15 protein-coding genes are annotated in these 16,795 nt (G+C 41.2%); 12 read left to right on the plus strand and 3 right to left on the minus strand.

Annotation, left to right across the window (positions count from 1 at the left end):
• The first annotated feature begins 7 nt into the window (after positions 1–7).
• On the plus strand, positions 8–1,363 hold the full coding sequence (locus EHO58_RS11395) for an ammonium transporter (RefSeq protein WP_135629188.1): 1,356 nt from the start codon (positions 8–10) through the stop codon (positions 1,361–1,363).
• Positions 1,364–1,445: 82 nt separating this feature from the next.
• Positions 1,446–2,120 (plus strand): LIC11874 family lipoprotein, encoded by a 675-nt coding sequence (locus tag EHO58_RS11400; protein ID WP_135679993.1) that lies wholly within the window; start codon positions 1,446–1,448, stop codon positions 2,118–2,120.
• Positions 2,121–2,294: 174 nt separating this feature from the next.
• Here EHO58_RS11400 and EHO58_RS11405 read toward each other — a convergent pair whose 3' ends face one another.
• Positions 2,295–3,044 (minus strand): menaquinone biosynthetic enzyme MqnA/MqnD family protein, encoded by a 750-nt coding sequence (locus EHO58_RS11405; protein WP_135679994.1) that lies wholly within the window; start codon positions 3,042–3,044, stop codon positions 2,295–2,297.
• Between the two features lie 176 nt (positions 3,045–3,220).
• On the opposite strand from EHO58_RS11405, the gene EHO58_RS11410 reads away from it, so the two are divergent.
• From EHO58_RS11410 to EHO58_RS11420, 3 genes are read left to right on the plus strand one after another with little or no spacing between them, the layout of a single operon-like run.
• Complete coding sequence (locus EHO58_RS11410) at positions 3,221–3,490, plus strand: STAS domain-containing protein (protein ID WP_100724165.1); 270 nt, start codon at positions 3,221–3,223, stop codon at positions 3,488–3,490.
• A 3-nt stretch (positions 3,491–3,493) separates the two neighbouring features.
• Positions 3,494–4,369 carry a CheR family methyltransferase gene (locus EHO58_RS11415; RefSeq protein WP_100724164.1) on the plus strand — a complete coding sequence of 292 codons (876 nt, stop codon included), beginning with the start codon at positions 3,494–3,496 and terminating at the stop codon, positions 4,367–4,369.
• Positions 4,370–4,389: 20 nt separating this feature from the next.
• On the plus strand, positions 4,390–4,740 hold the full coding sequence (locus EHO58_RS11420; RefSeq protein WP_135679995.1) for a rhodanese-like domain-containing protein: 351 nt from the start codon (positions 4,390–4,392) through the stop codon (positions 4,738–4,740).
• A 31-nt stretch (positions 4,741–4,771) separates the two neighbouring features.
• On the opposite strand, the gene EHO58_RS11425 is transcribed toward EHO58_RS11420, so the two are convergent.
• Positions 4,772–6,763: a methyl-accepting chemotaxis protein gene (locus EHO58_RS11425; RefSeq protein WP_135679996.1), complete on the minus strand. Its 1,992-nt coding sequence runs from the start codon at positions 6,761–6,763 to the stop codon at positions 4,772–4,774.
• 25 nt (positions 6,764–6,788) lie between these two features.
• Positions 6,789–8,783, minus strand: coding sequence for a methyl-accepting chemotaxis protein (locus EHO58_RS11430; RefSeq protein ID WP_135629193.1), 1,995 nt, complete (start codon positions 8,781–8,783; stop codon positions 6,789–6,791).
• A gap of 255 nt (positions 8,784–9,038) precedes the next feature.
• Between EHO58_RS11430 and rsmH the strand changes: the two genes are divergently transcribed.
• The 7 genes from rsmH (at position 9,039) to murC (ending at position 16,708) form a co-directional block, all read left to right on the plus strand.
• Positions 9,039–9,998: a 16S rRNA (cytosine(1402)-N(4))-methyltransferase RsmH gene (rsmH, locus tag EHO58_RS11435; RefSeq protein WP_135629194.1), complete on the plus strand. Its 960-nt coding sequence runs from the start codon at positions 9,039–9,041 to the stop codon at positions 9,996–9,998.
• On the plus strand, positions 9,995–10,354 hold the full coding sequence (locus EHO58_RS11440; protein WP_135629195.1) for an FtsB/FtsL family cell division protein: 360 nt from the start codon (positions 9,995–9,997) through the stop codon (positions 10,352–10,354). Before rsmH ends, EHO58_RS11440 begins: the two co-directional genes overlap by 4 nt.
• A complete protein-coding gene (locus EHO58_RS11445; RefSeq protein WP_208728785.1) occupies positions 10,320–11,822 on the plus strand; it encodes a UDP-N-acetylmuramoyl-L-alanyl-D-glutamate--2,6-diaminopimelate ligase in 1,503 nt (500 codons plus the stop codon). The genes EHO58_RS11440 and EHO58_RS11445 overlap by 35 nt, the downstream gene beginning before the upstream one ends.
• Before the next feature lie 155 nt (positions 11,823–11,977).
• Entirely contained in the window at positions 11,978–13,090 is a 1,113-nt protein-coding gene (gene mraY / locus EHO58_RS11450) for a phospho-N-acetylmuramoyl-pentapeptide-transferase (RefSeq protein ID WP_135679997.1), read from the plus strand.
• Complete coding sequence (locus EHO58_RS11455) at positions 13,087–14,238, plus strand: FtsW/RodA/SpoVE family cell cycle protein (RefSeq protein ID WP_135679998.1); 1,152 nt, start codon at positions 13,087–13,089, stop codon at positions 14,236–14,238. Before mraY ends, EHO58_RS11455 begins: the two co-directional genes overlap by 4 nt.
• The gene (locus EHO58_RS11460) at positions 14,235–15,311 is read left to right on the plus strand and encodes a UDP-N-acetylglucosamine--N-acetylmuramyl-(pentapeptide) pyrophosphoryl-undecaprenol N-acetylglucosamine transferase (RefSeq protein WP_135679999.1); all 1,077 of its coding nucleotides are present in this window, start codon (positions 14,235–14,237) and stop codon (positions 15,309–15,311) included. The genes EHO58_RS11455 and EHO58_RS11460 overlap by 4 nt, the downstream gene beginning before the upstream one ends.
• Positions 15,311–16,708, plus strand: coding sequence for a UDP-N-acetylmuramate--L-alanine ligase (gene murC / locus EHO58_RS11465; RefSeq protein ID WP_135680000.1), 1,398 nt, complete (start codon positions 15,311–15,313; stop codon positions 16,706–16,708). Before EHO58_RS11460 ends, murC begins: the two co-directional genes overlap by 1 nt.
• Positions 16,709–16,795: the final 87 nt, after the last annotated feature.

Below are 16,795 nucleotides of genomic sequence, written 5' to 3' on the forward strand. Positions count from 1 at the left end.
GAAAAATATGCGCATATTGATATTACTTACGCTCGCCTTTGCCTCGAGCGGAATTTGGGCTGATGAAGCCGATCCTGTGACTGCCGAATCCGCGTTAAGCGCAGTTGCAATATTAAGAGATGAGACGAATTGGTTATGGACCTGTATCGCGGGCTTTTTGGTATTTTTTATGCAAGCAGGTTTCGCTTTAGTCGAGGCCGGGTTTACCAGAGCAAAAAATACAGTGAATATTCTGATGAAGAACTTCATGGACTTCTCTCTGGGTTCTTTGGCTTACTGGTTGATCGGATTTTCGATCATGTTCGGACCTCAGATCATCAGCGGTATCGGATTCGGTTCCATATCTTTGGCTGATAGCCTCTTGATGGTGGATGGAAAACCTGATCCGAGCAAGTTTACATTCTTCATATTCCAATTGGTGTTTGCGGGAACTGCTGCAACCATCGTTTCGGGAGCTATGGCAGAAAGAACCAAGTTCGTAGATTATGTAATTTTCTCCGTGTTGATCACAGCTTTTGTATATCCGATTTTCGGTTCAGTAGGGTGGTCCAACTTATTTAACCCGGATAACAAAGGTTATTTGGTAGAAGCAGGATTTATAGATTTTGCCGGTTCCACTGTAGTGCACTCCGTAGGTGGATGGGCAGGACTTGCCGGAACAATTGTCCTTGGGCCTCGTATCGGAAAATACCAAGATGGGAAAGTTCTTCCTATTTTAGGTCATAACATGACGATCGCTGCCCTTGGGGTTTTCATTTTATGGTTAGGTTGGTTCGGATTTAACCCAGGATCCACTACTTCCGTGGGTGGAGGAACTTTCGCAATCATTGCAGTTACGACTAACTTTGCGGCGGCTGCCGGCGCGGTTTCTTCCATGGTTGTAACTTGGATACTTTTCAAAAAACCGGATATAGGTCTTTCTTTGAATGGTGCCTTGGCTGGACTTGTGTCCATTACGGCTCCATGTGCGAATGTAAGTATCAGTTCTGCGATCATCATCGGACTTGTGGGCGGGGTACTTGTAGTATTCAGCGTTTTATTCTTTGATAAGATCAAAGTGGACGATCCTGTAGGAGCAGTTTCAGTTCACGGAGTTTGTGGAGCTTGGGGAACGATCGCTGTAGGTCTATTCGCAGAGCAGGCTTTTGGCGGAGTAAACGGTTTATTCTTCGGCGGTGGTATCGAGCAATTATTGGTTCAGCTACAAGGTGTAGGGATCGGATTTGTTTGGGCATTTGGAGCGAGTTTGGTGATTTTCTTAGCACTTAAATTCACCATCGGTCTAAGAGTTTCTGAAGACGAAGAGATCCAAGGTCTGGATATTCTGGAACACGGAAACGAAGCGTATCCGATTTCCAAATAATCGGTTTACGAAAACCCCCGCAGCGGACTGTGGGGGTTTCTTTTACGTTGACGAAAAAGAAAGGTTCCGCCCGAATTGAGGTATGCGTTCGGGTTTTTCCATCCGCTTCTTCCAAAAATCGCTTTTCTTACTCTGTTTTCTTTTTTTCGGCTGCTTCGAATACGAAGAAACTTTGACCATTAATTCCAACCTAAGCGGCACTTTGGAGATCTCTTACGTGGTTCCGACTAAACGTAAGTCGGAAGAATCACTGATCAAATTTCTTCCTACCAGAAAGGAAGAGATCCAGAATCGATTGAACAAAGGATTTTTTTCCAAAAGCCTCGTACTAAAAGATTATACCTTCCAAAAATTAGAAAGTTCAGAAGCGGAACCGGGTGTATTCCGCGAAAAAGCAAAGGTCACTTATAAGGTTGACTTCACTGATATTTCTCAACTAGAGAATGTACTTCTCGGAAATGTTCAGATCAAAAAAGAGAAGGTGAATACTATCTATATTAAAAGAGAATTTCCTTCTATAAGTAAATCTTTAGAGTCTATGCAGATGGATGGAGAGAAAAAGGTCTTAAGCGAAACTTTAAGATTGATCCGAGGAAATGCACTTAATTTCAAAGTGAATTTTCCGATCACTTCCGTTTGTTATACAAACCGTGGAGAACAAAGTTTAGGAAGACTTGCTTATAGATTGCCTCTGGCTGACACAGTGGAGAAGTTCGGAAACAAATCCTGGGATTACAGGATTACATTCGTCTACTAAACTAGTGGTGGAAATTTTGGGCCTTTGCCGCTGCGCTGCGAGCCTCGCTTCGCTCACTCTTGCTTGGCCTTCGGCACATTGCCCTTCGGGCAACGTCGGCAAGCTTGTGCTTAGGTGGATTTTGTTGTAAGTGTAAATGTGGTTACCGCCACGTTATTGGGTCGGGCGGTAGTACTATAAAATCCCCAGTTCGCTACAGTATTTTCCGAATAGTTCGAAACCTTTGCGGTCGCTTTCAGTGATTTCGTAATGTAGTTCTTGGGTGAGATATGTGCGGACCAGGTCGGTAGGAAGTCTGGATTCTTTTTGGATGATTTCTTCGATATGAGCTAAGCCGTATTTTAAGGAATCCTCATAAAAGCTGTCAGGCAATTCCAAAGGTTTTTTGGAAGCCCAGAGTGCGAATATAAAAGAAGTTCCTGTGGTTTCATACCACCATTCTGCCAGGTCTTTTACTTCATAAACATCCGGATCCCATTCTGCAAATAATGCGTTGTCCCCAAAAAGCATATGGGACCCTCGGCCGATAGAAATTTCTTCTTTAATGATCTTAGGGTCTGTGGGGGATACTTCCGGTAATTTTCCAGAATCATTATGTACTAATACTCTGACCAAGGCCATGCTGGTTCTGGAGCCGTTGTCTGTGAGGATCCTGTAAGGAGGGTAGGCTTCTTTTTTATTTTTGAAAAACTTAATGGAGCGGACCTGTTTAGAGGCGCAGACTCCGACTTTCATGGATACGGAAAGTACGTCCGAGTTTCGGACACATTCTATGGAAGATATTAATCCAACATCTACCAGGCCGCGTAATAGATAATCCTTTAAAAGGGAGGGATTTTCTGGGACAACTTTATGTTCTGAATTCTGCTCGAATCCCCAGGTTAAGGGACGGGCGTTCAGATGTTTGACGATTCCAATTCTCACTTATTGTTTTTTTCCAGAAAAAAGATCCGTTTTTTTAGCCTATTTACCAGAAAAACGACGCTTCCCTTCTAAGCCAGAAAAATTAGTTTTTCCTTTCCTTTTCCAGGCTGTTTCCCGACTGTATTCCGAGGTAGGGACTTGTTCGTCCAATCTATGGAATGAGTCCGTCGAAACCGATGTTGATCAAAGTAGATTATGAGATCCTAAATGGTGATCATGAGGCTTTGCGTGCCTATTTGAATTCTCATGTGGAAGGGAATCCTGCTTCCGTAATTTTGGATCTGGATGAAGTGCAGGTGCTTACCTCGGTCGCTTTAGGAACCCTGGTTGCCTTTGCAAATCGTCTTCGAGGACAGGGTGTACTCTTGGAAACGATCAATGTCAGCCCTAAATTATTGGAAATTATTAAGTTAGTCTCTCTGGACCAGGCATTGGGTATTCGCTGATTTATGGATGATAATTTTTCCAGTTTCTCTCAGATCACGGACGAAGAGTTCAAATTCATTAAGGATTTGATGTATAAGGAAACCGGAATATTCCTGGCGGATCATAAAAAGATAATGGTCCAATCCAGGTTGAATTCCAGGGCAAGAATGCATAAGATGCAGAATGTTTCGGAATATATCCGAGGTCTGCAGGCTGACCGCAAATTTTTCCAAAGTGAACTCACCGAACTTATCAATCGTATTACCACTAATAAAACTGATTTTTTCCGAGAAAACCATCATTTTGAATTTCTAAAGGAGACCTTCTTTCCTTCCGTTGAGGAGAAGGCTTTGAAGTCCGGGAAAAAGCAGCTTCGTATCTGGTCCAGTGCTTGTTCGACCGGTGAGGAGCCCTATACAATCGCCGTTACTTGTGCCGAATATTTTATGCATAAGCCAGGCTGGGATATCAAAATATATGCATCCGATATTGATACGAATGTGGTGCAAACCGCTCAAGAAGGTATTTATAAAGCGGATCGTTTAGAACCTGTGAGTGAAGCTCTTAAAAAAAGATATTTTCTAAAAGTGAAGGATCTCTCCGGAAAAAATCAGGATACCTATCAGGTAAAACCAGAGATCAAATCCATGATCGAATTCCATAAGGTAAATCTTTTGGAAACTCCTTATCCGATACGGGAGAAGATGGATTGTATCTTTTGCAGAAATGTGATTATATATTTCGACAAGCCTACCCAAAAGAAAATTTTCGAGAACTTCGAACATGTTTTGAAGGATCGAGGACTTTTGGTAATAGGCCATTCTGAAACTCTTTTTGGGATTTCAGAAGCGTATAAGTTCTTAGGTCATACTGTTTATCAAAAAAAACCTAAAATTTGATATTTGTTGGAGAAAATTCTATGTTCAGAACATTTTATGTTTTTCTAATAATTGCTCTTTTTTCTTTTTCTTCCTGCGGGAATCGAGAAGATAAGGAACTCGCAGAATGGGTAGAGAAGGGCGCCCTGATCGTAGACGTAAGAACACCTAACGAATATGAAAAACGTCATTTTCCCGGTGCGGTCAATATTCCAATAGATAGTTTACCTTTAAAAGTGGATGAGTTGGGCTCCAAAGATAAACAGATCATTCTATATTGCCAATCAGGTGGCCGTAGCTTAAGGGCAAAAACTTTCTTAGAAGAAGAAGGATTTTCTCAAGTAAGAGACGCAGGGAGAATAGATCGTCTATTCTCCGCTGTTTCCGAGTGAATCTAATCTTTTACTTTAATATTCTAAACGATTAAAGTTTGAATTTTTCGGAGATATTTTTGAGTATCTCCGCTGTATTCGACAAGTTCCTGGAAGAAGAGGACATTTGTTCCGCTCCGGATGCAGTATTGATCGTATGCTCGTTGATCTGCATGATCACTTGAGAAATTTCAGAAACCGCTTTTTTCTGTTCGTCCGCAGCTAATTTTACCGCTTCTGATTCGATCCTTACTTTTCCTGCGTTATCCGTTACGGCCTGGTTTATATCCGTTTGGGAACCGGTGATGGAATACAATCTATCCATCGCATCGGAAACTTGGTCCACATTCCGGATAATCGCATGAATGATCTCCGTAGATGCTTGTATCCCTTTGGCTCCGCTATCCAATTCTCCTGTGTTCTTATTGATCATAGCAGAGATAGATTTGATAGAAGAAGCCGTCTTTTCTGAAAGTTTGGAGATCTCTTCTGCGACGACCGCAAATCCTTTTCCTGCTTCTCCGGCTCTTGCTGCTTCTATCGCTGCGTTCAATGCAAGAAGTTGAGTTTGTTCAGAGATATCATTGATGATCCCTATGATTGCGGTCATTTCCCCGGATGATTTCAGGATATTCGAGATCATCGCATTCATTCCGGAAAGAGATTCTTCTCCCTTTTTAGCTTGGAGAGAAATGGACTTTGCCATATTCAGGGTTGCCTGGACTTCGTTTCCGATCTGGTTCACACTTTGAGAAAGTTCGGTGATCTTGATCTGGAATTGTGAAATATTAGAATACTGGTTATAGATGGAACCTGAAATATTGTCCATCCCTGCGGACATCTCTTCTACCGTAGCGGACATTTCTTCCGTAGAGGCTGCCGTGGACTGAGCTCCATTGGAGAAGTTTTCAGAACTCGCAGATAGTTCTTCTGCGGAAGCCGCAAGTTCTTGGGAAACTTTTTGGATATCCCTTACTGAAGTTCTCAAACTTTCTAAGAATGAGTTGGTATCCTTGCTTAGATCTCCTATCTCATCTTCATGGTAAATTTTGAGACTTGCCGTAAGATCTCCAGTAGACATGGAGCGGAATAATTCCCTTGCTTCCTGTAAAGGATGAAGGCGAACATTTACTATTTTATAAATAATGAATATTGAAACGATTAGGAAAACGAGCGCGAATGCTATGATCCTGAATAACATTTGGTGAACCACTTCCGCAAGTTCGTCCTTGGATACCACTGCGGAAACTCTTAGGCCGTATTCCGGAACATCATAAACTGTGGCTATTTTATCTTTTTTGAAAAAATACTCCATATGTTCTTCTGAAGGAAGGGTCATTAGTTTTTTGCCCCAATCCGTTTTGCTCAGATCCAATTTTAGGATGAGCGATTTGTCCGGATGTCCTACAACTACTCCATTCATGTCGGTGATTGCAATATATCCGTCCGATCCGATGGTGATCCCACTGACTACTGCTTCCGTCATTTTGCTGAGTGAGATCGCAAAACCTAAAATACCTACTACTTGGTTTCCGTCCTTGGTGGGAACAGTGAGAACAGCGACTGCTTCGCCTGTAACAGGAGAAGGATTTACCTTGCTTAAAAGATTTTTTCCTTCCAATGCAGCTTTGATATTTGCGTCAAAACCTGTTCCACCCCAACGAAAATTATTCGCCTTACCTGTGGCATCCGCGAAAACCATCGGGTTTTCTTCGGGAGTGGATAAGAATACGTTCTCATACGTATCATATTTTTTGAATACGTTTATTAGAGTTGGATTTAGGCTTCCCCTATCTCTTGCAATCGTTGCTTTGATAAATGGGGTGTTGGAATTTACGAATTCCGCCAAAGTTGCTTGCTGGTCGAAGAAGAACTTGATATGTTTTCCCGCGAGTTTCGAGATCTTTTTCATCTCGTCTATATAAGCTTCTTCCACATATTTTTTTGCGGTAAAGTATGCGAATGAGGAGATGCCGACCGTAAGTAGAACTATAGTAATTGTACTTACTGCTAGGATGATGATCTTTAAACTGTTTCTTTGCATTTTGTTGAGTCGAATCTGGATCGGATTATATTTTAAATTTTTCGGTTATGTTTTTCAGCACTTCCGCGGTGGTGGCAAGGTTCTGAGCGGATGAGGACATTTGTTCGGAACCGGATGCAGTATTTAAAGTATGCTCGTTTATTTGAGTGATTACCTGAGCGATCTCTCTTACTGCTCTTTTTTGTTCGTCAGTTGCGAGTTTTACTCCTTCTGCTTCCGTTCCAACACGATCAGATTGTTCATCTACGGACCTGTTCACAGATTCTTGGGCAGAAGTAATCTCGAATAGATGATTCATCGCCTCACCGACCGAGTCCACGTTTTTAATAATGCTATGTAGTATCTCCACGGAAGAACGAATTCCCTTAGCACCCTCATCCAATTCTGAATTGTTCTTATTGATCATCTCGCCGATGGATTTGATAGAAGAAGCCGTTTTGACTGAAAGTTTGGAGATCTCTTCCGCGACGACTGCAAATCCTTTTCCTGCTTCTCCGGCTCTTGCAGCTTCTATTGCCGCATTCAATGCGAGAAGTTGTGTTTGGTCGGAAATATCATTAATAATACCGATGATAGATTTCATTTCTCCGGATGACTTTAGGATATTTTCTATCATGTTGCTCATTCCGGTGAGTGAACTTTCTCCTCTTTTTGCTTCTTGGGAGATGGACTCGGCTATTTGTAGAGTATTTTTTATCTCAGAGCCTATCTTTCTGACTCCAGAAGATAGTTCCTTTATTTTAGTATGAAATTCTAAAATATTCGAATATTGACTGTCGGTGACAGAGGCGATATTTTCCATACCAGCGGACATCTCTTCTACTGTGGCAGACATTTGTTCGGAAGAAGCAGCGGTAGATTGAGCTCCTGTCGCAAAACTTTGGGAAGAAACCGTTAATTCTTCCGCGGAAGATGCAAGTTCCATCGCAATTCTTTGAATATCTTTCAAAGAAACTCTGAGGCTTGAGATAAAAGAATTCAGATCCGCACTCATAGCGCCAATCTCGTCGCTATATACAACTTCAATGTCAGAAGTCAGGTCACCTTGGGACATGATCTGGAAAAGTTTGCTGGCATTTACTAATGGGTCTAATCTTTTCTTTAAAAGAACATAAAGTAGGAAAATAGAAAGTCCCACTGTGACTAAGCTAATAAGTCCGATGGAGAGTAATAGTTCTCCTAATGCTTCTCTGATCTCAGTTTTAGGTTGGATTGCGATTACAGACATTCTCCATTGGTCCAATCTGAAAATCGTGGAATAACGATCCGCTCCTTTGAAAGTGAATTCGAAAATTTCTCCACTTTTCAATTCTAACATTTTTTTTCCGTAATCTTCTTTGGCCACGTTCAAGTTCATGATCATTTCTTTTTTAGGGTGAGCGATCACTAAACCGGCTTGGCTCATTACGGAAACATAACCTTGTTCACCGATACGGATCTTGTTGATTACTTTTTCGGAAACATCTTCGAAGGAGAGAGCTATGTTTAATACGCCTACAATATTTGCTCCGTTACGGATCGGAACAGAGATCACTGCAACAGGAAGTCCAGTGATCGGAGATTTTTGTGGTGATCCTAAATAATGTTTTCCTTCTTGTACTGCGATTATATTTTCTTTTAGCTCGTCTCCTTGTGCTCTATAACCCAGGGACTTTCCACCTAAACTATCTGCTAAAATTCTTTTTTGCCCATCCAAGCTCATTACAAAAATGTTTTCGTAAATTCCATACCTTTGGTGCACTTCTTTGAAGAAGTCACCGGCAATCGGCTTACCTGTGAGTGCTGTTTGTATTGCCCTTGGATCTGCAGCTAATGTTTTAGCCACATTGGTATGAGAGAGTAAGAATGCATCGAACTCTTGAGCAACCACAGCCACCACGTTCTGCATTTGGTTTAGATGATTTTCCGTGATCTTTTTCTGGCCGAAATAGTAGGCATTACCTGAGATCAATAACGTTAATACTGTAAGAATAACGATGCCTGCGCCGAGAAGAATGAACTTTAAACTGGTTTTTTGCATACCTATAATAAGGCCTTCCTGAAGAGGCTAAGAGTTATAATAATTCGTCGGCCTAATCGGACAATTCCTTTCAGACCTTTGTCACCAGAGCGGATTTTTCTTTATGGAGAAGTTGGAACGCTGGCATTGTATCTAGGAAACTAGGACAGTCAAGACTTTAGTGCTTTCACGTTAGTGAGTTTATAATCATACTTATTTCGGATTATGTAAGTTTCGGCAAGGTTCTTGGTTGCCTTTTGGGTAAGCGGGTAGAACTTGGAAAACGAATTGGAACCTGTCCATTATTCGGTGCTCTATCGGGAGATACTTTCCTTCTTCCTCTCCGTATTCGATAAGGACCGAGAACTCCTTTTTTTGGATGGAACTGCGGGAGAAGGAGGACATAGTCTTCTACTCTTAGAACAATTCCCCAATTCTAAACTGGTTTTGGTAGATCGAGACTCGGTCATGTTGTCCAGGGCCCAAACAAGACTTTCCGCGTATTCTTCCAGAGTTATTCCTATCGAAGCCAATTTTTCGGATCTTGACTCGGAGTTCTTGAACAGCTTCGGTGTTTCCAATCCTCCCGACGGTATCCTTTTGGATTTGGGAATTTCTACATTTCATCTATTACATGCAGGAAGAGGTTTTAGTTTTAGAGAAAACGAACCTTTAGATATGAGACTTTCTTCTTCCGGAGGTATCTCTGCGGAAGATGTGATCAATACTTATCCAGAAAAAGCTTTGAGTAAAATTTTTTACGAATATGGGGAAGAGCGTTGGACCAAAAAAATCGTAGAAGCGATTTTAGAAAGAAGAAGACATTCTAGGATCGGTTACTCGGGAGATCTTGCACAATTGGTTTCCAGAGTAATTCCAAGAAAATTTTGGCCTCCCGGAAGACATCCTGCTACAAGAGTTTTCCAAGCTTTAAGAATAGAAGTGAATCAGGAACTTCTCCATATAGAGATCGGGGTCAAAAAACTTTTGGATCTGGTCGCAAAAGGTGGAGTATTACAAGTGATCTCTTTCCATTCTTTGGAAGACAGGATCATTAAAAATTTATTCAGAGATTATGCAAGAGGCGGAGAAGCTAAACTTCTTACCAAAAAGCCTGTACTTCCGTCGGATATTGAGACAAAAGAAAATCCGGCGTCACGTTCCGCAAAATTACGTGTCATACATAAATCACTTCCTACCGATACTGAAGAAGAAGAGGAGGACGAAGAAGAATGAGCAGAGTTTCGGAATTTTTATCCATTCGTCTTTGGCCCGATCTTGGTTTTTTGTTTAGAATATTCGGTTGGGTCCTGGCTCCCTTTAGTATCGCACTTTTATTCGTATGGCAGAATGTTCAGGTCTCAAGATTAAACCGGGAACTTGCTATCGCTTCCCAAGAAAAAGAAAAACTTTTAAAGAAGAATGATGATTTAAAAATCGGAATGGCGACTTATACTTCTGCTCGTAGGATAGAAGCGTTATATCGTAAAACATATCATTATTTACCGATCACAGTAGGAGATCGGATCATTACAGTGACTCTTCCTCCAGAAAGAAATGAGGCGGAACTTGAAACTTTCAGAGCTCCTTAATCTTTTTCCAGATATTAAAATAATATCAGGGTCTTATAATCCGGACGAAAACTTCGAATTTGTTCGCACAGATTCCAGAAAATTAGAATCGAATGATCTATTCTGTCTTCCTGATTCTTCAGGTGATAAAGGGGCGGAATACGCAAAGGTTTCTTCGTCTAGATATATATTAATAGGATCTAAATTAAAAATTCCGAAATTAGAAAATAAGGTCGTTCTTAAGACCGATCTAGATCCGGAAAGTTTAGCTGGACCGATTGCTTCTATAATTTTAGGGGATCCTTCTTCCAAGTTGAAGGTGGTCGGAGTCACCGGGACAAACGGCAAAACTTCTTTAACTCATATCTTAGCTTATCTTGGGGAATCTCAGGGGAAGTCTTGCGGTATCATTGGGACTACCGGAGTAAAATTTAAAGGTATCTTATCCGACACAGGATACACCACCCCTGATCCAAGTAGTCTTCAATCCATTCTAAAAGAAATGTATGATTCAGGAGTGGAATATGTTTTTATGGAAGCAAGTTCTCACGGATTAAAACTGGGAAGAACGAACGGAGTCCATTTTAAAGTGGGAGTATTCTCCAATCTCACTCAGGATCATTTGGATTTTCATCCAAATATGGAAGATTATCTAAATAGTAAGGCACTTCTATTTTCTTCCGTAGCCTTAAATCCGGAAACTTTCGGTGTTATAGATTCGGATGCTCCAGGCGGAAAAGATTTTAAATCTGCCGTGGAAACTTCTTCTCCTAATCTAAAAATTTTCTCTCTCGGAAGAAGTTCAGGAGAATTCGAGATCCATTCCGAGGCATTCTCCTTGGAAAAAACTTCTTACCAAATTAGACTTTCGGATGATTGGGGTGGGGATACGGATATCAACACCAATCTTCTGGGCGGGTTTAATGTTAGGAACACTGCACTTTCATTTGTGACTGCGCTTGGTTTAGGCTGGGAGAAAAAATCACTCTTAGAGGCTTTAGAAAGTATTCCTCAGATCCCGGGAAGATTTCAGATCTATTATAGTAAAGATAAGTCTCGTATGGCTGTTGTGGATTACGCCCATACTCCGGATGCTTTGGAGAATATTTTGAGAAGTATCCGAGAATCCAAACCGAAAGAGCTCATCGCACTTTTCGGATGTGGAGGAGACAGGGATAAAACCAAACGCCCTAAGATGGCGAAGATCGCCGAAGAACTTGCGGATAAGGTGATACTCACTTCCGATAACCCAAGGACGGAAAACCCGGAAAGTATCTTGGATGATATACAAGCAGGTTTTACCGACGGATATTCTCCTATGTTTAGAGAAGCGGATAGAGCCAAGGCCATTCTTTATGGGATCTCTCATTTAAAAGAGGGGGGCTGCCTTCTCGTAGCCGGAAAGGGGCATGAGGACTACCAGATCATAGGTAGAGATAAAAGGCATTTTGATGACGGAGAAGAGATCCGAAAGGTATTCGGTCTCTAATCGTAAGCCTCCTTAAGCCGGCCTTGTGCCGGATCTAAATCCAAAAAAAATGTCTCAGATCCTGACTTACGTCGATAATTAAGTCAGAGAAGAAGATTTTCTTTTTTACGTTTACTCGTACTTAGCGCAGGCGAATCTGTCTTCATAGAAACGATATGTTTTATTTTTTATACGAAAGATTTTTCCAAGACCTAGATTCCTTAAGACTTTTTAGCTATGTAACTGTTCGAGCTTTGATGGCAGGATTAACTTCTATGTTCCTGACTTTTTGGTTTGGGGGAAGGGTAATCGATTTTTTACACGGATTAAAATTCAGAGAAAGTGTAAGGGACGACGGACCAAAATCTCATAGCGCCAAGTCGGGAACTCCAACCATGGGCGGTCTGATGATCGTATCCGCCTTGGTTGTATCCGTTCTTCTTTGGGGAAATTTAAGAAATTATAATATTCTTCTATTGCTCGTTTGTTCTATTTCTTTTGCTACTTTGGGATTCATAGATGATTATATGAAATCCGTAAAAAAGATCAAAGGTGGAATGAGGGCTCGTACTAAGTTTGCAGTTTCCGTAGTTTTAGCCGCGATCTTTTGCGTAGTATTCTTGTATTCTAGCGGAGAAGCACCAAAAGGTACTACCGGCAAGATCCTATTTCATTTGACCGATCTATTCCTACCTTTCGTGAAAGGGCCGATCCTGTCCTGGGGTTATTTTGCGATCCCGTTTTCAATTTTAGTAATATTAGGATCTTCTCATGGAGTAAACCTGACTGACGGCTTGGACGGTCTTGCCGGTGGGACCGCGGGAATTGTAGTTGGGACTCTTGGATTGATTGCATACGTTTCCGGAACACCTGTGGCCGCAAACTATCTGAATATTCCTTATCTTCCTCATGCTCACGAATATAGTGTGTTCCTTGCCGCTTTAACCGGAGCTTTGATCGGATTTCTTTGGTTTAATAGCCATCCTGCACAAGTTTTTATGGGAGATACCGGGTCATTATTCTTGGGAGCGACTATCGGGCTTACTTGTGTGATGTTGAAAAAGGAGATCCTACTCATCATTCTAGGCGGGATCTTTGTTGCAGAATCTTTGTCAGTAATCTTGCAAGTGGGTTCCTTTAAACTAACCCAAAAAAGAATTTTTAGAATGGCACCTTTACATCATCATTTTGAGTTGGGGGGAGTTCCTGAAACAAAGGTGGTCATCCGATTCTGGATTGCGGCAATTATCTTAGCGATCATCTCCTTATCTAGTTTGAAAATACAATGAATGCTTTCGGGAGAAAGTTCAAAAATTTTTGGGAATCTCCCGGTTCCCCCTTCGATCTGGTCCTAGTCGGATCCGTATTCTTTCTTTTACTTTTTGGAATATGTGTAATGTATTCCAGTTCCTCCGTTACCGCATGGAGAGAATTCCAGGACTCTGAATATTTCCTAAAAAAACAACTAGCTTGGGCGATCATCGGCCTTATAGTATTTTTTTTCTTTGCGAATTTTCCTTATAAACGTTTGGAAAGATTCGCGTTAGGCGGAATTATAATCAGCGTTCTACTTTTGATCCTAGTGTTTATTCCGGGAGTCGGAAAATCCGTAGGAACTTATTATGGAAGAAATTTCCATAGATGGATCGGGATAGGGCCGTATCAATTACAACCTTCTGAAATTGCAAAGTTGGCTGTAGTCGTTTATCTATCTTCTCTAATCGTAAAACTGAAATTAAAAGAGAGTCGAGATCCAAAGAAGTTCATTCTTCCTGCGGTTTTGTTGCTCGCAGTTTTGATACTAATCTTGGCAGAACCTGCGTTCGGGACCACGATGGAAATTTTATTCGTGGTGATTGCGTTCGTCTTCTTGTTTGGATTTCCGGTTAGGAACCTTCTTCTTGTAGGACTAGTATCTCTTCCTTTAGCTTATCTTCTAATCAGCCAAGTAGGTTATAGAAGAAAAAGAATGGAAGTCTGGCTGGATCCATATCGCTTTCGTTACGACGAAGGCCATCAATTAGTGACCTCTTTCAGGGCATTTTTGGATGGAGGCTGGTTTGGAAATAAATTAGCCAGCGGATATGCTCATAGATATCTAACGTATAGTCATACTGACTTTGTTCTTGCTACCTATGTGGAGGACTTTGGATTTATCGGTTTCTTATTTTTCTTTGCTTTAGTGATGATACTTCTTTCCAGAGTATATGTTTTGCTAAAAAGAGTAGAGGACCCTTTCGGTTTTTATTTGGGAGCGGGTTTACTTTTTATTTTAGGGACCCAGTTCGTTATCAATAGTTATGTGGTAACCGGGTTATTCCCGATTACCGGGATCAGCTTACCGTTTATGAGCTACGGAGGCTCTTCACTTCTTGTGGTTTTGGCGGCCTTCGGAATTCTTGTCAATATAACCAGAAAAGAAAACATAGGCGTATGAGATCGGTTTTAATCGCAGCCGGTGGGACCGGGGGCCATATTTCCCCAGGGGTCGCTCTCGCAGAAAGTCTTGTAAGTCGAAAAGATTCCTTAGGTATCTCTAGCGTTTTTCTACATTCTCTTATCCGAAATAAGGATAATCCGGATCTAAAACAAGCTCCTTGCGAAGTTGTCTGGCATAATACTCCTTCTCTCTCCGGAAATATTCTTTTATTACCTTTTAGATATATATTCCAACTTATCCGATCTTGGATTAAGTTTAGACAACTTGGTGTGGATGCAGTGGTCGGTATGGGTGGATATTCCAGTGTTCCAGCACTTCTATACGCCGTGATCTTCGGCAAAAAATTGTATCTATGTGAGCAGAATTGTATTCCTGGAAAAGTAAATCGTATCTTCTTTAGATTCGCGGACAAAGTCGCATTTAGTTTTCCCCCTAAGGATACAAAAGTTTCCTGTAGTTGGGAAATATTAGGAAATCCTTTAAGATCTAAAACTGTTCCTAAACTTGCTTTGAAGTTTAGCGAAAAATGGGATCCTAAAAAGAAAAAACAATTTAACGTTTTAGTAATGGGCGGTTCTCAGGGGGCAAGGCAGATCAATAATATGGTAGTCAACCTGATGAAACATGAAGTGATCCAGGAAAGATTCCGTTTTAGAATGCTTACCGGTACTGCATTATACGATGAAGTTTCGAAAAAAACAAAAGATGCGGATCTTATTTCTTATTCGGATAATATGGCGGAACATTATGAATGGGCTAATTTAGTTATCGCTCGTTCCGGTTCCGGAGTTCTTTCGGAATGTGCAGCTTATGCGCTTCCTATGATCCTTATCCCGTATCCGTTTGCAAAAGACGACCATCAAACTGCAAATGCAAAGTATATGGAAGCAAATGGTGCAGCGGCCTTACTCGAACAAAGAGATGAGGATGAAAGTAAATTATTCCGCATTCTGGATGAGTATGCGGAAAAACCTGAACTTTTGAACGAAATGTCTATTAGATCATTAGAATGTTCTCATGTAGATGCATCTACTGAAACTGCCAGTTTCTTTTTCGAAATTACTAAATAATGGGAATAGGGTCTATCCAACAAAGATTAGGATTTTCAAAACCTTTTTTTCTTGGGATCGGCGGTTCCGGTATGTCCAGTTTGGCGCATATATTAGCGGACGCAGGTTTCGAAGTTTCGGGCTACGACGGTAAAAAAAGTCAAGTCACTGAAAACTTAGAGAAGAAGGGAGTAAAAATATTCTCCAAACTTTCGGATCTAGAAGAGAATATTGAATACGACGCAGCTATTTACTCTTCTGCGATCCGTTTGGATTCACATCCGATTGCTATTTTTTTTAAGCAAAAAGGGATCCGATTTTTCCATAGATCGGAAGTTTTGCATCTTTGTTTCGAGCATCTAACTTGTATTGCAGTCGGCGGTTCTCACGGAAAAACTACGACCACTGCGATGACTGCACATATACTCAATGATCTGGGATATTCTCCTTCCGTGATGGTGGGAGGCGATGTTTCCTTTTTGAATGGAGTGGGTGGTAGATTTTCTTCCGGTAAGATAGGGGTTTTTGAGTCCGACGAATCGGATGGTACTTTTTTAAATCATAAAGCGCAGGTGCGTATCCTTACGAATATAGATGAGGACCATCTGGACTTCTATCATACCCGAGAGAAATTGTTGGAAGCATTCTCCCGATTTATTTCTTCCGGGACCCAAACCGTGGTCTTGGACTTGGATGACCCCGGAATATCGGATTGCCTGGAGTTAGTACAAGATAAATCCAAAATTTTCGGATTTGCTTCTTCTTCGGATACGAATATCAAATCGGAAGGTTTTAGAAATTTAGTACATTATAAAATAGAAAATAAGAAGCTGATATTCTTTTTAGATGGGAAAGAATTCGAGATCAATTCCAGATTTCCCGGAAAACATTATCTTACGAATTCACTTGCTGGAGTTCTGGCCGCTTATTCATTGGGAGCGGATCCAAAAGAAGCTGCTAAATCCGTTTCAGGGTATGCAGGAGTCAAACGCAGATTAGAATATATCGGAAATAAGAACGGTGTGGATATTTATGATGACTACGGGCATCATCCGACTGAAGTTCAGGCAGTTCTTTCTTCTATCAGGGAGCTTTCCGGAGGAAGAGGAAAGCCGGTGATCCTATTCCAGCCTCATAGATATACCCGAACTCAAAACTTATACCAGGACTTTGCCAAAAGTTTGGACCAAGTGGAAACAGTTCTACTTCTTCCCATATATTCCGCCGGAGAAGATCCGATCCCTGGAGTTTCTTCCGAGCTCATCGCTGACAAGATGAAGATAAGACCCAAAATCCTTTCCGGAAATTTGGAAGCTGATCTTTCTATATTGAAAGATCTACTTAAATCAGGAGATGTATTCGTAAGTTTAGGAGCGGGGAATGTTAGAGACTGGGGAGTTGAATTCTTGAAGTCCTAAATTCCATTTTAGAATTTCAAATAAGTTTATTACTTACTCAAAGTACAATACATCTCAAAAAGTATTGGACGAATCATGAAAATCACT

Source organism: Leptospira selangorensis (assembly GCF_004769405.1).
In the GTDB taxonomy this organism is placed as follows: domain Bacteria; phylum Spirochaetota; class Leptospiria; order Leptospirales; family Leptospiraceae; genus Leptospira_B; species Leptospira_B selangorensis.